The sequence below is a fragment of the Pseudomonas sp. SDO5591_S426 genome, assembly GCF_054070755.1.
This window is the reverse complement of sequence record NZ_JBSVXD010000119.1, coordinates 1-17,704: the sequence shown is the minus strand read 5'-3', so window position 1 is coordinate 17,704 and position 17,704 is coordinate 1. Positions and strand designations below refer to the sequence as shown.

At 59.2% G+C, this 17,704-nt stretch carries 20 protein-coding genes; 11 read left to right on the top strand and 9 right to left on the bottom strand.

The window, feature by feature from the left end:
* Nucleotides 1-48 precede the first annotated feature (48 nt).
* Nucleotides 49-567: an ankyrin repeat domain-containing protein gene (locus tag ACW9JC_RS20695; RefSeq protein WP_457457235.1), complete on the bottom strand. Its 519-nt coding sequence runs from the start codon at nucleotides 565-567 to the stop codon at nucleotides 49-51.
* A gap of 112 nt (nucleotides 568-679) precedes the next feature.
* Nucleotides 680-2,506 (bottom strand): long-chain-acyl-CoA synthetase, encoded by a 1,827-nt coding sequence (locus tag ACW9JC_RS20690; protein ID WP_457457233.1) that lies wholly within the window; start codon nucleotides 2,504-2,506, stop codon nucleotides 680-682.
* Between the two features lie 345 nt (nucleotides 2,507-2,851).
* Between ACW9JC_RS20690 and ACW9JC_RS20685 the strand changes: the two genes are divergently transcribed.
* Nucleotides 2,852-3,130, top strand: a complete 279-nt coding sequence (locus ACW9JC_RS20685; protein ID WP_338585487.1) for a DUF3509 domain-containing protein — start codon at nucleotides 2,852-2,854, stop codon at nucleotides 3,128-3,130.
* A gap of 133 nt (nucleotides 3,131-3,263) precedes the next feature.
* Here the strand turns inward: ACW9JC_RS20685 and mtnC are convergent, their stop codons facing one another.
* From mtnC to aroC, 5 genes are read right to left on the bottom strand one after another with little or no spacing between them, the layout of a single operon-like run.
* Entirely contained in the window at nucleotides 3,264-3,947 is a 684-nt protein-coding gene (gene mtnC / locus ACW9JC_RS20680; RefSeq protein WP_457457231.1) for an acireductone synthase, read from the bottom strand.
* Between the two features lie 4 nt (nucleotides 3,948-3,951).
* Nucleotides 3,952-4,497 carry a 1,2-dihydroxy-3-keto-5-methylthiopentene dioxygenase gene (locus ACW9JC_RS20675; RefSeq protein WP_457457229.1) on the bottom strand — a complete coding sequence of 182 codons (546 nt, stop codon included), beginning with the start codon at nucleotides 4,495-4,497 and terminating at the stop codon, nucleotides 3,952-3,954.
* Nucleotides 4,498-4,509: 12 nt separating this feature from the next.
* The gene (locus ACW9JC_RS20670) at nucleotides 4,510-5,136 is read right to left on the bottom strand and encodes a methylthioribulose 1-phosphate dehydratase (protein WP_448106879.1); all 627 of its coding nucleotides are present in this window, start codon (nucleotides 5,134-5,136) and stop codon (nucleotides 4,510-4,512) included.
* On the bottom strand, nucleotides 5,133-6,284 hold the full coding sequence (locus ACW9JC_RS20665; protein WP_457457226.1) for an MFS transporter: 1,152 nt from the start codon (nucleotides 6,282-6,284) through the stop codon (nucleotides 5,133-5,135). Before ACW9JC_RS20665 ends, ACW9JC_RS20670 begins: the two co-directional genes overlap by 4 nt.
* Before the next feature lie 28 nt (nucleotides 6,285-6,312).
* Entirely contained in the window at nucleotides 6,313-7,404 is a 1,092-nt protein-coding gene (gene aroC, locus ACW9JC_RS20660) for a chorismate synthase (protein WP_457457224.1), read from the bottom strand.
* A gap of 84 nt (nucleotides 7,405-7,488) precedes the next feature.
* On the opposite strand from aroC, the gene ACW9JC_RS20655 reads away from it, so the two are divergent.
* Nucleotides 7,489-8,487, top strand: a complete 999-nt coding sequence (locus ACW9JC_RS20655; RefSeq protein WP_457457222.1) for an alpha/beta hydrolase — start codon at nucleotides 7,489-7,491, stop codon at nucleotides 8,485-8,487.
* 99 nt (nucleotides 8,488-8,586) lie between these two features.
* Nucleotides 8,587-9,378, top strand: coding sequence for a hypothetical protein (locus ACW9JC_RS20650; protein WP_457457220.1), 792 nt, complete (start codon nucleotides 8,587-8,589; stop codon nucleotides 9,376-9,378).
* Nucleotides 9,379-9,505: 127 nt separating this feature from the next.
* Here ACW9JC_RS20650 and prmB read toward each other — a convergent pair whose 3' ends face one another.
* A complete protein-coding gene (gene prmB, locus ACW9JC_RS20645; RefSeq protein ID WP_457457218.1) occupies nucleotides 9,506-10,414 on the bottom strand; it encodes a 50S ribosomal protein L3 N(5)-glutamine methyltransferase in 909 nt (302 codons plus the stop codon).
* A 239-nt stretch (nucleotides 10,415-10,653) separates the two neighbouring features.
* Between prmB and ACW9JC_RS20640 the strand changes: the two genes are divergently transcribed.
* From ACW9JC_RS20640 to ACW9JC_RS20620, 5 genes are all read left to right on the top strand, one after another.
* Nucleotides 10,654-11,244 carry a cysteine hydrolase family protein gene (locus tag ACW9JC_RS20640; protein WP_338585478.1) on the top strand — a complete coding sequence of 197 codons (591 nt, stop codon included), beginning with the start codon at nucleotides 10,654-10,656 and terminating at the stop codon, nucleotides 11,242-11,244.
* 132 nt (nucleotides 11,245-11,376) lie between these two features.
* On the top strand, nucleotides 11,377-11,697 hold the full coding sequence (locus ACW9JC_RS20635) for a hypothetical protein (RefSeq protein WP_338585477.1): 321 nt from the start codon (nucleotides 11,377-11,379) through the stop codon (nucleotides 11,695-11,697).
* Between the two features lie 89 nt (nucleotides 11,698-11,786).
* Nucleotides 11,787-12,344, top strand: coding sequence for a Smr/MutS family protein (locus tag ACW9JC_RS20630; protein ID WP_075948712.1), 558 nt, complete (start codon nucleotides 11,787-11,789; stop codon nucleotides 12,342-12,344).
* Between the two features lie 77 nt (nucleotides 12,345-12,421).
* Nucleotides 12,422-12,967 carry a GTP cyclohydrolase I FolE gene (folE, locus tag ACW9JC_RS20625; RefSeq protein WP_007988130.1) on the top strand — a complete coding sequence of 182 codons (546 nt, stop codon included), beginning with the start codon at nucleotides 12,422-12,424 and terminating at the stop codon, nucleotides 12,965-12,967.
* Nucleotides 12,968-13,071: 104 nt separating this feature from the next.
* On the top strand, nucleotides 13,072-13,443 hold the full coding sequence (locus tag ACW9JC_RS20620; RefSeq protein ID WP_104449810.1) for a glutathione S-transferase N-terminal domain-containing protein: 372 nt from the start codon (nucleotides 13,072-13,074) through the stop codon (nucleotides 13,441-13,443).
* A 182-nt stretch (nucleotides 13,444-13,625) separates the two neighbouring features.
* On the opposite strand, the gene ACW9JC_RS20615 is transcribed toward ACW9JC_RS20620, so the two are convergent.
* Nucleotides 13,626-14,792, bottom strand: coding sequence for an aminotransferase-like domain-containing protein (locus ACW9JC_RS20615; protein ID WP_457457215.1), 1,167 nt, complete (start codon nucleotides 14,790-14,792; stop codon nucleotides 13,626-13,628).
* Nucleotides 14,793-14,874: 82 nt separating this feature from the next.
* Between ACW9JC_RS20615 and ACW9JC_RS20610 the strand changes: the two genes are divergently transcribed.
* From ACW9JC_RS20610 to ACW9JC_RS20600, 3 genes are all read left to right on the top strand, one after another.
* Complete coding sequence (locus ACW9JC_RS20610; protein WP_338585473.1) at nucleotides 14,875-15,321, top strand: MarR family winged helix-turn-helix transcriptional regulator; 447 nt, start codon at nucleotides 14,875-14,877, stop codon at nucleotides 15,319-15,321.
* A 284-nt stretch (nucleotides 15,322-15,605) separates the two neighbouring features.
* Nucleotides 15,606-16,955, top strand: a complete 1,350-nt coding sequence (locus ACW9JC_RS20605; protein WP_015096117.1) for an NCS2 family permease — start codon at nucleotides 15,606-15,608, stop codon at nucleotides 16,953-16,955.
* A 72-nt stretch (nucleotides 16,956-17,027) separates the two neighbouring features.
* Nucleotides 17,028-17,654 (top strand): LysE family translocator, encoded by a 627-nt coding sequence (locus ACW9JC_RS20600; RefSeq protein WP_448106872.1) that lies wholly within the window; start codon nucleotides 17,028-17,030, stop codon nucleotides 17,652-17,654.
* Nucleotides 17,655-17,704: the final 50 nt, after the last annotated feature.

Genomic DNA, 17,704 nt, shown 5'->3' with positions numbered 1-17,704 from the left:
CCATCCCAATGTAGGAGCTGCCGAAGGCTGCGATCTTTTAAAAACCAATCAGCCCAGCAGTTTTTCCAGCTGCGCGATGGTATCGGCAGCACCCAAGGTCTTGGCGGCATCCAGTGCGGTAACGCCATTGGCGTCCTTGGCTTTCGGGTCGGCGCCTTTGCTGATCAGGTAGTCGACGACGTCGACGCGGTTGAACATCGCCGCCATCATCAGCGCCGTGCGGCCATCGAAGGACGAACCTTCCACTTGCGCGCCACCTTCCACCAACGCCTTGATCACCGCCAGGTCACCCTTGAACGCGGCGCCGGCAATCGGGCTCTGGCCATTGTCGTTGCGGATTTCCGGATCGGACTTGTGTTCAAGCAGGACTTTCACGGTGTCCACGTGGCCGTGGTAAGCGGCCAGCATCAGCAAGGTGTCGCCCTTGTGATTGCGCAGGTTCGGCGGCAAGCCTTTGCTCAGCAGCGCAGCCATCATGGCCGCATCGCCCTCGCGTGCCTTGTTGAAAACCTGTTCGGCAAATTCGGCAGCTTCTTCGGGGGTCATCTGGCGGCTTTTGTCGGACATTGGGCACTCCATTTTCTGTCGTTCGTAAAAGCCGACAGTTTCCCGAGCGGCTCAGGCACTGTCACTTGTTTTTTCTGATGCGCGGCCATAGCGACATTCAATAGCAGCACTTTCAATAGCGATGTTTGCCACCCTGAATGTCCGTCAGCACCTGCTCGGTGACCTGCACATAAGTGTCAGTACCGGGCAGCCAGGCGTAGATCGGATCGTCACCGGTCCTGCACGGGTCGAAGGCTTCGTCCTTGAGTCGGGTCTTCTGGTATTTGAATGTCCCAGTGGTCTCCATTTTCACTTTCACCCGCAGGAACAGCGGCACCGCATACGCCGGCATCTGTTGCCGCACGAATGCCAGCAGTTCGCTGAAGTCCAGGGTCGCCAAGGATTCGGCGGGCGTGATTGCCGCCATCCCGGCCCGGCCGTTGGTGTTGCGGATTTCCACACCATAGGCCACGGCTTCGGAAATATGCGGATGTTTCAGGAGGATGTTCTCGACTTCGGTGGTCGAGACGTTTTCACCCTTCCAACGAAAGGTATCGCCCAAGCGGTCGACAAACTGTGCGTGCCCGAAACCGATGTTGCGCAGCAAGTCGCCGGTATTGAAGTAACGGTCGCCCTTCTCGAACACATCATGCAGGACGACTTTTGCGGTTTTCTGTGGGTCGGTGTAGCCGTCCAACGGCGCCTTGTCGTCGATTTTCGCCAGCAACAAACCCTGCTCGCCCTTGTCGACCTTGCGCATGAAGCCATTGGCTTGGCGGGTCGGCGCGCCACTGTCGTGGTCGTATGCCGCCAACTCCCAGGACATCAGGGAAAAACCGACGGTGTTGTCGAAATTCAGAATGTTGGTGAAGCCGATGTTGCCGTCACTGGCGGCATACAGTTCGCATATGTGGTTGACGCCAAAACGCGTTTTGAACTCGTTCCACGCGCCGGGGCGCAGGCCGTTGCCGATCATCTTGGTCACGCCGTGCTGGTTGTCATCGGCGCTGGGCGGTTGATCGACCAGGTAACGGCACAACTCGCCGACGTAGCCGAGGGTAGTCGCGCGGTATTTGCGCACGTCACTCCAGAACTGGCTGGCGCTGAATTTGCGGCGGATGGCGAAACCCGAGGCGCCGCTGATGGCCGAACCCCAGCACACGCAAAGACCGGTGGCGTGATACAGCGGCAAGGTGCAATAGACGACGTCCTCGGGGCGCATGTCCAGCGCGATCATCCCGAAGCTGGCTGAGCTGCGCATCCAGCGCCCGTGCTTGAACACGCCGGCCTTGGGCAACCCGGTGGTGCCCGAGGTGTAGATATAGAAACAAGGGTCGTCGAAGAACACCTGCTGGCTGCTGGCGGGGTTGTCGCTGTCGGCGTCGATACTGGCCGTCATCAGGTTGATGAACCCGGCCGGGGCGATGCCCGGATGGTTCCAGGTGTCTTGATCGGCGACAAACCAGGTCCGCGCCGCTTCGATCGCTACGCGCTCACGCACGGCCAGAAATGCCGGGACGAGCTCTTCGCCGACGACAATGGCGGCCGGCGCTACAAGGTTCAGGCTATGAGCCAGGGTGTCGCGGGTCTGCGAGGTATTGAGCAAGGCACTGATCGCGCCGACCTTGGCCACCGCCAGGATCGTCACCAGCAGTTCCGGGCGGTTCTCGATAAACACCGCCACCACATCACCCTTGCCAATGCCTTGGTCGATCAGGTGATGGGCGATGCGATTGGCCCACTGGTTGACCTGTGCATAAGTCAGCGAAACCTCGCCGTGCAGCAAGGCCGGTCCGTCAGGGTTGCGCAAGGTAGCTTGTTCGAAACTCCAGCCCAGGCCACACGTTTGGGTCGGATCCTTGACGTTGGCGACCTTCATTCCCTTCACCACCCGTGGCAGGGCTTTGGCAATGGAAGGCAGCTTGCGGAGCATCATGCCCCAGGTAATCGTGTCGCTCATGGTTGCTCCCGTTCGATCTTTTTATTGTCGGGCGGCGCTGATTGAAGCCCGAAAATACGTCAACGGTTCTTGAGCTGTACACGCGGTTTTTGAAATGTTTTGTATCCGCGATAGTGGTGTTGGATATCACGAGCGCAAGTACGCCGAATGGTTCCATCGAATCGCCGACGACCACGCAAAATGCAGGATGCACGATGGCCATTCTTGCAAATTGCACGAAAGTGAAAATAAGGTATAACTGTAAGTTACTGTTTTTAACGGATATTATTAAAAATCAGGTACTGGCACAATCACTGCAACCCTCTGTGCATGCTTGCCATTCAAGTCATCACGGAGCTGAAAGACATGAGCCTGATCCAGGAAAAATTTTCGTCCCTGTTCTCCAACTTTGAAGTCATCACCCAGGCCCGTCCTGACGGCGGAATTCTGCTGACTCTGCGCGGCGGCGAAGGCAGAGAGTTCAAACGCTCGATTTCCTACCAGCAACTGCACAATGGCGATCAACTGTCGTGGGTCATCAGCGCGATTCGCCGTGACCTTGCGGAACAGGCCAGCGAATTGCCGCAGATTTCCATGTTGCAGAGCCAGCAACGGTTTGCGTTGCCGACTTATCATTCGCTGTAAGCACCATTAACTGTAGGAGCCGAGCTTGCTCCGGGCGGCGTTCCGACGATAGCGGTTTGTCTGACACATTGATATTGGATGTGCCACCGTCATCGCGAGCAAGCTCGGCTCCTACAGGTTTTTGTGTCGTGGTTTAGAACGTTGAAAGATCTATCCGCGCAAAACTGTCCACGGTGACATGCCCCGCCAGTTCGCCGCCCTCACGGGCCAGTCCGCAAGTGGCCATCCCCGCCTTACGCGCTGCATCCAGTTCTTCGACGATGTCCGACAGAAACAAAATCTGCCCAGCCTCGCCGTTGATCGCTTGCGTGATGTTGGCGTAGGACTGCGCTTCACGCTTGGGCCCGGACGTGGTGTCGAAATAGCCACTGAACAACGGCGTCAAATCCCCCACCTCGGAGCAGCCGAAGATCAGCTTTTGCGCCTGGATCGAGCCTGAGGAATAAACAAACAGTTGATAACCCGCGGCATGCCATTGCTTGAGCGCTTCAACCGCATCCGGATAAACGTGGCCCTTCAACTGTCCGGCCTGGTAGCCCTGCTCCCAAACCATCCCTTGCAACGCTTTCAACGGCGTGGCCTTGCGGTCTTCGGCGATCCAGCCCAGCAGGATTTCAATGACGCGCTCGACATCGGCGTTTGGCTCGTTGCTGTCGCGGCGCACGGCATCCAGTTGCTCGGCCACGTCGGCGCGCTCGGCCTGCTGACGGACAAAGTCCGGCAGATGTTTGGCCGCGTAGGGAAACAGCACGTCGAACACAAAACTCACCGCGCTGGTGGTGCCTTCGATGTCGGTGAGAATCGCTTTGATCGGCATCGACTCAGTCCTCAAGACGCGGGAATTGGTTGGCGATGTCTTCGCCGGTGAAGTTGGCCACCCAGCCTTCCGGGTTGTTGAACAGGCGGATCGCGACGAAATGCGGGTGTTCGCCCATGTCGAACCAGTGCCTGGTGCCGGCCGGCACCGAGATCAGGTCGTTTTTCTCGCAGAGCACGGCGTAGACGTAATCGTCGATGTGCAGGGTAAACAGGCCACGGCCGGCGACGAAAAATCTTACTTCGTCTTCGCCATGGCGGTGCTCGTTGAGGAACTTGGCGCGCAATTCGACTTTTTGCGGGTGATCGCTGTTGAGGCTGATCACGTCGACCGTGATGTAACCACGCTCGGTCATCAGCTTGTCGATTTGCTCCTGGTAAGCGGCGATCACTTCTTCCTGGCTGGCACCGGGCTGGATCTTCGCAGTAGCCTGCCAGCGGTCGAAACGCACGCCCTGCTCGGCCAGGGTCGACTGAATGTCTTCGAGGTGGGTCAGCACCTTGTTGGGAATTTCAGGGCTGGAGACGTGATAGACGGACAGGCTGCTCATCAGGGCAACTCCTTAAGCTTGACGGTTAGAGAGCGAGCGGGTTTTCAACTCGCACTCGAACAAAAATTCAAAGGCCTCGATCTGCCGTAGCGCGTCGCTCATGCGTGCGCCCCAGGTGTAGAGGCCGTGGCCGCGAATCAGGTAACCGACGCAATCGGGATGGGCGTCGAGCCAAGGCTGCACCTTGGCGGCCAGGCGCGCAATGTCCTGATCGTTGTCGAAAATCGGCACGCGTACCCGGGATTCATGGGTCGACACGCCGCTGAAGGCTTTTTGCAGCTCGTAGTCTTCAAACTCGATGAAGTCTTGCGGCGTCAGGCGCGACAACACCGTGGCGTTCACCGAATGCGTGTGCAGCACTGCACCGATCTCCGCGCGCCAGCTATAGAGCTGGGTGTGCAGCAGAGTTTCGGCGGACGGCTTCTTGCCCGGTTCCAGGCTGTTGCCCGACAAATCGGTGGCGAGCACATCGTCGATGCCGAGTTGACCCTTGTGCTTGCCCGACACAGTCAGCAAGGCTTCGGTTGGCGACAAGCGGGTCGAATAATTGCTGCTGGTGGCCGGCGACCAGCCGCGGCCATACAGAAAACGCCCGGCGTCGATGATTTCCTGGGCGAGGTGTTCACGGGTAAGGCTCATGGCCTGTCCTCTTGCATACGTGTGGCAATGATAACGGCAGCCGCGACGGCTGCGAGACTGGCAATACTAAAGGTCCATGCGGCGCCGAGGGCATTCCAGCTGTAACCGGAATACAACGCGCCCATTGCGCCGCCGGTGCCTGCCAACGCGGCGTACAACGCCTGGCCCTGCCCTTGCTGGCGTGCGCCGAAGCTACGTTGCACGAATGAAATGGCAGCCGCGTGAAAGCTGCCGAACGTCGCCGCGTGCAACACCTGGGCAAACAGCAGTACCCAAAGGAATTCGGCCAACGACCCTAGCAGCAACCAGCGCAGCGCCGCCAACAGAAAACTCGCCAGCAACACCCGACGCAACGAGAAGCGCGCGAGTATCCTGCTCATGGCCATGAACATCAGAACTTCCGCCACCACGCCGACCGCCCAGAGCATGCCAATCACGCCACGGCTATAACCCAGGCGCTCAAGGTGCAGGGTCAAAAACGTGTAATACGGCCCGTGGCTCATCTGCATCAGCGCCACGCATCCGTAAAACGCCAGAACGCCGGGGCTGCGCAGTTGCTTGATGAACCCCTCGCCCGCCACCCGGTTACCCGGCGCCGGTTGCGCGTTCGGCACCCACAGGCTGCTCAGTACGATGCCGGCCATGATCAACACCAGCGCCGCCGGGTAAATATCCAGGCTCAGCCATTCGAACAATCTGCCCAGTGCGACCACGGTGATGATGAAACCAATGGAACCCCACAGGCGAATCTGGCTATAGCGCGAGGTCTGGCCCTGCAAATGCGCCAGGGTGATGACTTCAAACTGCGGCAATACCGCGTGCCAGAAGAACGCGTGCAAAGCCATGACCATCGCCAGCCAGGCGTAAGTCTTGCTGACGAAAATCAGCGAAAACGTCAGTAATGTGCACACCGCGCCGAAACGCACGATGGCCAGGCGCCTACCGGTGTAATCGCCGAGCCAGCCCCAGATGTTCGGCGCCACGCAGCGCATCAGCATCGGGATCGCCACCAGTTCGCCGATGCGCGCGGCGCTGAAACCCAGGTGATCGAAGTACAGCGCCAGAAACGGCGCTGTCGAACCGAGCAAGGCGAAATAGAACAGATAGAAACTGGAAAGCCGCCAGTACGGGAGCGCCGCTGCAACCATCAGATTGCAGCGACTGTGAGGTCAGCCATTAAAGCTGACCCAGCACCGGCGTGCTCACGCGCACATCGGCGTTCTGCCCGCGGTGACGCAGCAGGTGATCCATCAGCACGATGGCCATCATCGCTTCGGCGATTGGCGTGGCGCGGATGCCGACGCACGGATCGTGGCGGCCCTTGGTGATGACCTCCGCCGGGTTGCCATGGATGTCGATGGACCGGCCCGGCGTGGTGATGCTGGAGGTCGGCTTCAACGCCAGGTGCGCGACGATCGGCTGACCTGACGAGATGCCGCCGAGGATGCCACCCGCGTTGTTGCTGAGGAAACCTTCCGGGGTCATTTCATCGCGATGTTCGGTGCCGCGCTGGGAAACGCTGGCGAAACCGGCGCCGATTTCCACGCCCTTGACCGCATTGATGCTCATCAGCGCATGGGCCAGTTCGGCATCGAGGCGATCGAAGATTGGCTCGCCGAGGCCCGGTATCACGCCTTCGGCCACAACAGTGATCTTCGCGCCGACCGAATCCTGGTCGCGACGCAACTGGTCCATATAGGCTTCCAGTTCCGGCACTTTGTCCGGATCCGGGCTGAAGAACGCGTTCTCTTCTACCGAATCCCAGGTCTTGAACGGGATTTCGATCGGGCCGAGCTGGCTCATGTAACCGCGGATCACGATGCCCTGGCTGGCCAGGTATTTTTTCGCAATGGCGCCGGCAGCGACGCGCATCGCGGTTTCGCGGGCCGAGCTGCGACCGCCGCCGCGATAATCGCGCTCGCCGTATTTGTGGTGGTAGGTGTAGTCGGCGTGGGCCGGGCGGAACAGATCCTTGATCGCCGAGTAGTCCTTGGACTTCTGGTCGGTGTTGCGGATCAACAGACCGATGGCGCAACCGGTGGTGCGACCTTCGAACACGCCGGAGAGGATTTCGACTTCGTCGGCTTCCTGGCGCTGAGTGGTGTGGCGACTGGTGCCGGGCTTGCGGCGGTCCAGGTCGCGCTGCAGATCTTCAAGGGAGATCTCCAGGCCCGGCGGGCAGCCATCGACAATGGCGACCAACGCCGGACCATGGCTTTCGCCAGCGGTGGTGACAGTGAACAGCTTGCCGTAGGTATTGCCGGACATGCAGGACGCTCCGTGAAATCGAACCCAAATACGTAATGCGCGCCAGTATACGCAGGCTACCCAACTAGTTCATCCTCGAACCTTATGGGTGTCCGTGAGTCCAACCGGCATCTTGTTGATGATGGCGTGATGATGCTGCGAGTTTTGCTCTTGAGCCTTACCTTGATTACGGGCTTCGCCCAGGCCACAGTCCTGCAACGGCCGATCTCCCTGGACACCGGCAGCGGTGAGCTTTTCGGCTCGTTGCTGTTGCCAAAATCCGACACGCCGGTGCCGGTTGTCCTGATCATTTCCGGCTCCGGTCCTACGGATCGTGACGGAAACAACCCCGATGGCGGACGCAACGACAGCCTCAAGCGGCTGGCCTGGGTGCTGGCCAAACACAATATCGCCAGTGTGCGCTACGACAAACGCGGCGTGGCGGCGAGCCTCGCGGCCACGCCGGATGAGCGCAATCTGACGTTGGAAGCCTACGTTTCCGACGCCGAAGCCTGGGGCCGCAAGCTCAAGACCGATCCGCGTTTCGGCGAGTTGATTCTGCTGGGCCACAGCGAAGGCGCCTTGGTCGCCAGCCTTGCTGCGCCGAGCGTCGATGCGGCGGCGGTGATTTCGGTGTCCGGTAGCGCAAGACCGGTTGATCAGGTCATTCGCCAGCAACTGAGCAATCGCCTGCCGCCGCCGCTGATGCTGCGCAGCAATGAACTGCTCGACAGCCTCAAGGCCGGGAAAATCGACGACAACGTGCCGCCGCAACTTCAAGTGATTTTCCGCCCGAGTGTGCAGCCGTATCTGATTTCCCTGTTCCGTCAGGACCCGGCAGCGGCGTTTGCCAAGCTGAAGATGCCCGCGCTGATTATTCAGGGCAGCAATGACATTCAGGTCGGTGTCAACGATGCCCGCCTGCTCAAGACAGCCAAACCCGACGCCGAACTGGCGCTGATCGAAGGCATGAACCACGTCATGCGCATCGTGCCCAACGACGTCAAACGGCAATTGGCTTCTTATAAAGACCCGAATTTGCCCTTGGCGGCGGAATTGGGTTCGCGAATCCTTGGATTTATTGACGGACTTCGCACCCGTTAAGCGCCATTTGCCCTCTAGTGATGAAAAAAACGGCCGATAAGCCTTTGTCGCCAGCGCAATGACTGGTGACAAGTTGAGCTTGGACAGGATCTCGCCGTTATGACTGATACCCAGACCTCACCCGACACCACCGCTGAAAAAGACGCACCGCCAGCGGTCGAACTGCCTTGGGCGGACGTCCACGTCGAGCACCACAAGATGCTCCGTCTGGCGCCGTTGCAGACCGATCGCAACACCGGTGGTCGCCCTCTTCGCTTCGTCGAATTCGGTTATGCCGAACGCAATGACAAGCAGCGCAGCTTGATGCGCATGAGCATCAACCTGCCCGGTCAGCGTGTGCGCAAGGAACAGAATCATCTGGACGTGTGGGTGGATCACGTCGAAAAACGCGTGCATTTCGGCCCCGACAGCGGCTTGCAGATTGAACCGATGAACCGCGGTATCGGCCGCTACATGGCGGCGCAAGGCATTACCTGGGTAAAGAAACGCTGGCCCGGCTACACCGTCGACGGTGTTGACCTGAACAACAAGGACGCGCTGAACGAAGACACGCGCCTGCGCCGCGATCATTTTTTGCGCATGCATGGTTTTGATGTGGTTTATGCCGACGCCCAACATTTGAAGGGCAGCGTCAAAGAAGTCCAGGTCAGCGACCTTCTGGGCGACTGGAACACGGAAAAACTGCAGATCGTGGAAATTCTTGAAGCGGCGCAGATGCTCCAGCAAGCCGAGCAGAATCTGGCCGAGCAGGAAGTCAAACTCAAAAAACACGAAGAGAAAGTCAGCAAGTACAAACGCGAAGACGCCGGGCTGCGTTTCACGATTACCTGTCTGGTGGCGTTTGCGGTGTTTCAGGCGGGGTTGTTGATCTGGATTGCTACGCACCGTTGATGGCTTGAGACCGCGGCGCGGCTATCGCGGGCAAGCCACGCTCCCACAGGTTTTTGTGTTTGCCACATGATTTGGCACGACACATAACCTGTGGGAGCTGGCTTGCCAGCGATAGCGTTTCAACGAATTAAACGCGGGAAGCGAATAGAGCCTGATGATCGCGGCACTGCTCCGCGCTCAGCATGAACACACCATGCCCGCCACGCTCGAATTCCAGCCAGGCGAAGTCGACTTCCGGGTACAACGCCTCGACGTGAACCTGGCTGTTGCCCACTTCGACAATCAGCAAACCCTTCTCGGTCAGGTGATCCGCCGCTTCGGCGAGCATGCGTCGCACCAGGTTCAAGCCATCATCGCCGCAGGCCAAGCCCAGTTCCGGTTCGTGCTGGTACTCGTCCGGCATGTCGGCGAAATCTTCGGCGTCGACGTACGGCGGGTTCGACACGATCAGATCGAAACGCTGGCCCGGCAAACCATCGAAACCATCGCCCTGCACGGTGTAGACGCGCTCATCGACGCCATGACGTTCGATGTTCTGGTTGGCCACTTCCAGCGCTTCGAACGACAGGTCGGCCAGCACCACTTCGGCGTTCTGGAATTCGTAGGCGCAGGCGATACCGATGCAACCTGAGCCGGTGCACAAGTCGAGAATCCGCGCCGGCTCGGTGCCCAGCCACGGCGTGAAACGGTTTTCGATCAGCTCGCCGATCGGCGAACGCGGGATCAGCACGCGCTCATCGACGATGAACGACATGCTACAGAACCAGGCCTCGCCCAGAAGATAAGCGGTCGGCACGCGTTCTTCGATGCGGCGCTTGAGCAGCAACTGCACATGAACCAGTTCGTCTTCTTCCAGATTGCAGTCGAGATAGCTGTCGGCGATTTCCCACGGCAAGTGCAGCGCGCCCAACACGAGTTGACGGGCTTCGTCCCAGGCGTTGTCGGTGCCATGGCCGAAAAACAGATCCTCCCCATGGAAGCGGCTGACAGCCCAACGGATATGGTCACGCAGGGTGCGAAGGCGGGAAGTGATCACGACGGCAAACTCCAGAAAAATCGACGGGCGATTCTATCAGTCAAACGTCGCCACGACGACGCAGGAAAAACACTGGGGCAGATGTAGGACTATTCTCTTTTTTCAGCTCGGGATTGAACAAAACGGACCACTTGACAACGCTGCACGCCAGTAACGACGGTGCCTACGATGGTAGCGATTCACAGAAGCGCTCAGCCAGAGGACAATGTCGCAAAAGCCCCACTCCAAGGAGCCCCAGAATGTCCGTTCCACAAACGATGTTTCAACTCAGCGGCCGCGGTTATCCGGCAGCCAAACTGAGTCATGCGACCCTCATCATCATCGATGCCCAGAAAGAATACCTCAGCGGCCCCCTGGCCCTGAGCGGCATGGATGCAGCTGTCGCGAACATCAAGCAATTGGTGACTGCTGCCCGTGCGGCCGGCCGGCCGATCGTGCATGTCAGCCACCTCGGCACTGTCGGCGGGTTGTTCGACCCACGCGGCGAACGCGGTCAATTCATTCCTGGGCTGGAGCCGCTTGCCGGCGAAATCAGGATTGAAAAAATCCTGCCGAGCGCCTTCCACGGCACTGATCTGAAAAAACGCCTGGAAGACCTGGGTTCGGTGGACCTGGTGGTTTGCGGTTTCATGAGCCATTCCAGCGTCAGCACCACGGTTCGTGCGGCGAAGAACCTGGGTTTCCGTTGCACCCTGGTGGAAGACGCCTGCGCCACCCGCGATCTGCCATACAAAGGCGGCGTCCTGAGCGCCGAGCATGTTCAGCAGACCGAAATGGCGATCATGGCGGACAACTTTGCCGCCGTCGCCCAGACCAACGACCTGGTCTGATCAATACTTCCATGAGCGGTCTAAATAGCCGCTCATCCGCAAAAGCCTCTCATTAGCCGTAATTGTCTTAGCCTCAGGAACATCCCGGTCAACTCCCGGTCGAAGGGCCGATACCCATTGAGGAAGGTCGGAATGAAGTTATCCGATGGTTTTGACGCTCGCCGCTTGCGGCCCAAAGGCCAACGCAACTGGCGTTTTAGAATCGGCGCAGCGTTTGCTGCGTTGCTGGCAATGAGTGGCGTGCTGCTTGCCATGGCCGGTGCCGCCGCCCTGTTCGGCCATGCACCCGCCCTGGGCGAGTTGAACACCAACCGTGCCGGTGCGGCGGTGATTCTGGCGATTGGCCTGTTCGTGCTGTACCTCGGCGTGTGGCTGTGGCGCCGTTGCCGTCGCCGCTCGCGGCAGTCGCGAGAGCTGAACATGTCCCCGCATCTGATGAAAAAGCACGACTGAGACCAAGGTCGCGGCCGAAAGCTACGCACTTTGTCGCGCGCCCATTCGCTTCGAGTTAGGTAAACTGGCCGCCCTTCGCGGAGGCTGACATGCAAGACGACGATTTTTCCCTGTTCAAAAGCGCGATCCAAGGCGTCAAGCCGATCAAGCACGATCGCGCCGAAACCGGCAAACCCAAGGCTGACCGCGCGCAGATCGCCAAGCTGCGCCAAGCCGCCACCGTGCGCACCGATGCCACCACCGTCGACGGGCTGTCCGATCAGTTCGTCATCGACGTCGGCCCTGAAGATGAATTGATGTGGGCGCGTGACGGCGTGCAGGAAAGCCAGATGCGCAAGCTCAAGGTCGGCCAGATTCCGTTCGAAGGCAGTCTCGATCTGCATGGCATGAACGTGGAAAAGGCTCGGGAAACCCTCTGGGCGTTCCTGGCCGAAGCGACCAAATTCGAAATCCGCTGCGTGCGCGTCACCCACGGCAAAGCCGTGCGGCTGGACGGAAAGCGGCCGATGATCAAAAGCCACGTCAACACGTGGCTGCGCCAGCATCCGCAGGTGCTCGGCTTCACCTCGTGCCAGGCGAAACACGGCGGTGCGGGAGCGGTTTATGTGATGCTCAAACGCACCATGATGGAAGGTCGCGACGAGTAAAGCTGATGCGTCGCGCTTGCAGCGTCGTGTCCGCCACCGTACCCTTGCCCTTTGCGTAAAATCCCACAGGTAGTTTCATGTCCCTGGAACAGAATTACACCGCGATTCTCGGCCAATTGGGCGAGGACGTTTCCCGCGAAGGCCTGCTCGACACGCCAAAACGTGCCGCCAAAGCCATGCAGTACCTCTGCCGCGGTTATGAACAGACGCTCGAAGAAGTCACCAACGGTGCCTTGTTCAGCTCCGACAACAGCGAAATGGTGCTGGTCAAGGACATCGAGTTGTACTCGTTGTGCGAACACCACCTGCTGCCGTTCATCGGCAAGGCGCATGTTGCCTATATCCCGAGCGGCAAGGTTTTGGGTTTGTCGAAAGTCGCGCGGATCGTCGATATGTACGCCCGCCGCCTGCAGATCCAGGAAAACCTCAGCCGCCAGATCGCCGACGCGGTCCAGCAAGTCACCGGCGCGCTGGGCGTTGCCGTGGTGATCGAGGCCAAGCACATGTGCATGATGATGCGCGGTGTGGAAAAGCAGAATTCGACCATGATCACCTCGGTGATGCTCGGTGAGTTCCGCGAAAACGCCGCGACCCGCAGCGAATTCCTCAGCCTCATCAAGTAATTTGCAACACAAGGAAAACCGGCATTCATCGCCGGTTTTTTTTCGCCTGTGAAAAATCAGGTAAGCTGCGCGCCTTTCTTCATTCGCCCCGTGAGGCTTTCAACGTGTTCGTAAAAGCGCTTCGTGTCGGCCTTGGCCAACTGATCATCTTCATCGACTTCCTGACCCGCCCAAGCAAGAAGCAGCGCCCGGCTGCCGCTCAGGCTCAGGTCGAATCCGCCGCCAAAGGCCTGACCCTGTATCAGTTCCACGCTTGCCCGTTCTGCGTGAAAACCCGCCGCACCCTGCGCCGCCTGAATGTGCCGGTGGCGTTGCGCGATGCGAAGAACAACGAACAGGATCGCCAGACCCTGCTGGAGCAAGGCGGCAAGATCAAAGTGCCGTGCCTGCGCATTGAAGAGAATGGCCAGACGACCTGGATGTATGAGTCCAAGGTGATCATTGATTATCTGGATAAGCGGTTCGCTGCAGCCTGACAGTTTTGCGGTGTCTTCAATGACGCTATCGCGGGCAAGCCATGCTCCTACAGATTCGAGGCGTACATCGACTCGATAACGACTCCAACTCTGTAGGAGCATGGCTTGCCCGCGATGAGGCCGGTCCAGACACCATAAAATCCAGATAAAAATAAACCGGCCCTTGAGCCGGTTTATTTGTTTCAGGCCGCCTGCGCCGACAGAGCCTGACGCACCACCGCCGCCAATCGCCCAAGCCCTTCATCCAATCGCGCCGGGTCGATATGGCTGAAGTTCAGCCGCAAATACCCGTGATGCTTGTCCGGCTCGGGGAAGAACGGCTCGCCCGGCATGAACGCCACATCTTTGGCCAACGCGGCATTGAGCAGAGTTCGCGTGTCCAGCGGCTGCTTGAGCTTCAACCAGAAAAACAGCCCGCCCTGCGGCTCGTTCCAGTCCGCCAGATCAGCGAAATGGGTATGCAGCGCCACTTGGAATGCATCGCGGCGTACCCGGTAAAAATCGCGCAGCTCACTGCGATGCTGCTGATACTTCTCGCTGCCGATCCATTGCAACGCCTGCCACTGGCCGACACGATTGGTGTGCAAATCCGCCGATTGCTTGAGCTTGAGCAAATGCGGGAACAGGTCTGGGCTGGCGATCAGGTAGCCGACGCGCAAACCGGGCAGCAAGGTTTTCGAGACGGTGCCGGTGTAGATCCAACTGGCCTTTTTCAAGCGACTGACAATCGGCGTGGCACTGCCGCCGTCGAAGGTCAGTTCGCGATAAGGCTCGTCTTCGATCAGCGTCACCCCGAACTCATCGAGCAAGGCCGCCACCGCATCGCGCTTGGCTTCGCTATAACGCACCGCCGATGGGTTCTGGAACGTCGGGATCAAGTAGATGAACGCCGGACGATGCTTCTCCAGACGAGTGCGCAGTCGCGCCAGGTCCGGGCCATCGGCTTGCAGCGGGACGGTGATGCAGTCTGCGCCAAACAACTGGAAAATTTGCAGGGCCGCCAGGTAAGTCGGGGCTTCGAGCAGAATCTCGGTGCCTTTGTCGATGTACAGCTTGGCCGCCAGATCGAGGGTTTGCTGGGAGCCGCTGACCACCAACACCTGGCTCGCCTCACACGGCACACCCAGCGCCCGCGCCTCTGCCGCCAGCACTTCACGCAACGCCGGCTCGCCTTCACTCATACCGTATTGGCCGATGGACACCGGCATGTCGGACCAATCGACCTTGGGCAACATGGCTTCTGCCGGCAGCCCCCCAGCGAACGACATCACTTGCGGGCGCTGCGCGGCAGCAAGGATTTCACGGATCAAAGAACTTTTAAGGCGCGAGACACGTTCGGAAAAAGCCATGGAGGTCACCGGTAGCGAGGCCGAAGGAAAATGAGTCAAACTTGTTGACCGAAATTACGACAGCCCGAGCGGATACGTCAATATGATTGACCTTAAAAACCCGATTTCCCAGCAACAGGCGATGGAAGCGTTTTTCTTCGGCTACCAGGCCTTCACCGCCAAAGCCGACGAAATGCTTGAGCGTCGCGGCCTGAGCCGGGTGCATCAACGCATCGTGTTTTTCATCGCCCGTTATCCGAACCTGAGCGTCAAGGAGTTGCTGGCGCTACTCGGGGTGAGCAAGCAGGCGCTGAACATGCCGTTGCGGCAGTTGGTGGAAATGCATTTGGTGAACAGCGTTGCGTCCGAGACCGACAAGCGTAAGCGGTTGCTGGAGCTGACCGATGACGGCGCGCGGTTCGAGCAGTCGTTGCGTCGTGAACAGGTGAAACTGCTGGAGCGGGTGTTTGCCGAGGCTGGGGAGACGGCGGTGAATGGCTGGCTGGCGGTGAATCTGGCATTGGGGAAAAGCCAGACAGTTGTTGATTGACTGTTCTGGCCCCATCGCCAGCAGGCTGGCTCCCACAGTGATCTGCGGCGTGCACAAAATCTGCTGGCGATGAGGACCTCGAAGGCGATATATCGCTATCGACGGAATTTTCGTAAACAAAATCAAAAACATTATTTGCTTTCTTTGTATACAAAAGCATAATCCACTTCGTGCGAGTTCCTGACCAGACGGTCAACAAATTCGCAAGTACCTCAAAGGGCCGCTGCCACCCCTCTCGGATCCGGCCCTGGAAATAAAAATAAAACTCTTGAGGAGTACTCGCTGTGGAAAGCCGCAAATCCGAAGCATCGACGCTGGATCTCTCGCCGCCACTACGCAATGGCTTGCTGGAGCGCTTGTTTAAACTCAGCTTGCATGGCACCACGGTGAAGACCGAGCTGATTGCCGGTCTGACTACCTTCATCACGATGGCCTACATCATTTTCGTCAACCCGAACATCATGGCTGACGCCGGGATCGATCACGGCGCGGCGTTCGTCGCCACCTGTATCGCCGCTGCACTGGGCTGCCTGTTGATGGGCCTGTACGCGAACTGGCCGGTCGGCCTGGCGCCGGGCATGGGTTTGAACGCGTTCTTCACTTATACCGTGGTCGGCACCATGGGCTACAACTGGGAAACCGCGCTTGGTGCGGTGTTTGTCTCCGGTGTGCTGTTCATGATTCTGACCTTCTCGCGGATTCGCGAATGGCTGCTCAACAGCATCCCGGTCAGCCTGCGCTTCGCCATGGGCGCCGGCGTCGGTCTGTTCCTCGGTCTGATCGGTTTGAAAACTGCGGGCATCGTCGTTGATAGCCCGGCCACCCTGATCAAGCTCGGCTCCCTGCGCGAACCTGGCCCACTGCTCGCGGCCGTATGCTTCCTGATGATCGCCATCCTCAGCTATCACAAAGTGTTCGGTGCGATCCTCATCAGCATCATCACCGTTACCCTCGCCGGTTGGGGCCTGGGCCTGGTGCATTACGAAGGGATCATGTCGGCACCGCCGAGCCTGGCCCCGACCTGGATGGCCATGAACGTCGCCGGCGTCTTCAACGTCAGCATGATCAGCGTGGTCCTGGCGTTCCTCTTCGTGCACATGTTCGACACTGCCGGCACCTTGATGGGCGTAGCCCAGCGCGCCAACCTGGTGGGCGCTGACGGCAAGATCGAAAACCTCTCCCGTGCCATGAAAGCCGACAGTGCTTCCAGCGTATTTGGTGCCGTGGTCGGTGTTCCGCCGGTCACCAGCTACGTGGAAAGTGCCGCAGGTGTAGCAGCGGGTGGTCGGACTGGTCTTACCGCAGTGACCGTAGGTGTGCTATTTATTGCAGCCATGTTCTTCGCTCCGCTGGCCGGCATGATCCCTGCCTATGCCACCGCTGGTGCGCTGATTTATGTAGCAATGCTGATGATGGGCGGTATGGCCCACATCGAGTGGGACGAAGCGACCGACAGCATTCCGGCGATCGTTACCGCAATCATGATGCCGTTGACCTTCTCGGTCGCCGACGGCATCGCGCTGGGCTTCATCACCTACGTGGCGTTGAAGGCCGGCACCGGCAAGTACAAGGAAATTTCCGTCAGCCTGTGGGTGCTCTGCGCGATCTTCATCGCCAAGTTCATCTTCCTGTAAGCCTTACGCGGGACACGTTTCAAAACAGCCTCACCCCGTCGGGTGAGGCTTTTGTGCAAATGGAGGAAAGTGATGAGTCTGGAAACCTGGCTGCTGTTCAGCGGCGCTGCGCTGGTAGTGATCCTGATCCCGGGGCCATTGTCGTTGTTGATGATCAGCAACAGCCTGAACTACGGCCTTCGCCGTTCCTACCCGGCGTTTCTCGGTGGCGTGATTGCCTCAATCTGCCTGCTGAGCGCCTCGGCATTGGGTCTGGGCGCTCTGCTGCTGGCGTCGGAACAGCTGTTCAGCGCTCTGAAAATCGTCGGCGCGCTGTACCTGTTCTACCTCGCCTGGCAGAGCTGGCAGCAGTCGCGCCAGCCTTCCCACGGTGCTGAAGTGCCGCTGGCAGCGCCGATTCCGCGCTTTCGCGCATTGTTCGGCCGCGCGTTCATGCTCGGTGCCAGCAATCCGAAAGACATCCTTTTCTTCGCGGCTTTCTTGCCGCAGTTCCTGAGTGCAGAGCAACCGTTCCTGCCGCAACTGCTGGTGATGATCGCAACCTGGACGGTGTTGGATCTGCTGTGCAAGTTGGCCTATGGCCTCGGCGCCCATGGTGCGGCGCGGTATCTGCGCAGCGGCAAGGGGCAGAGCTGGTTTAACCGGATCAGTGCGGGGTTGTTTAGTGGTGCGGGTGCTGCATCCCTGCTGAGCCGCTAACAGCAAGATCAAAAGATCGCAGCCTTCGGCAGCTCCTACACATGGAATGC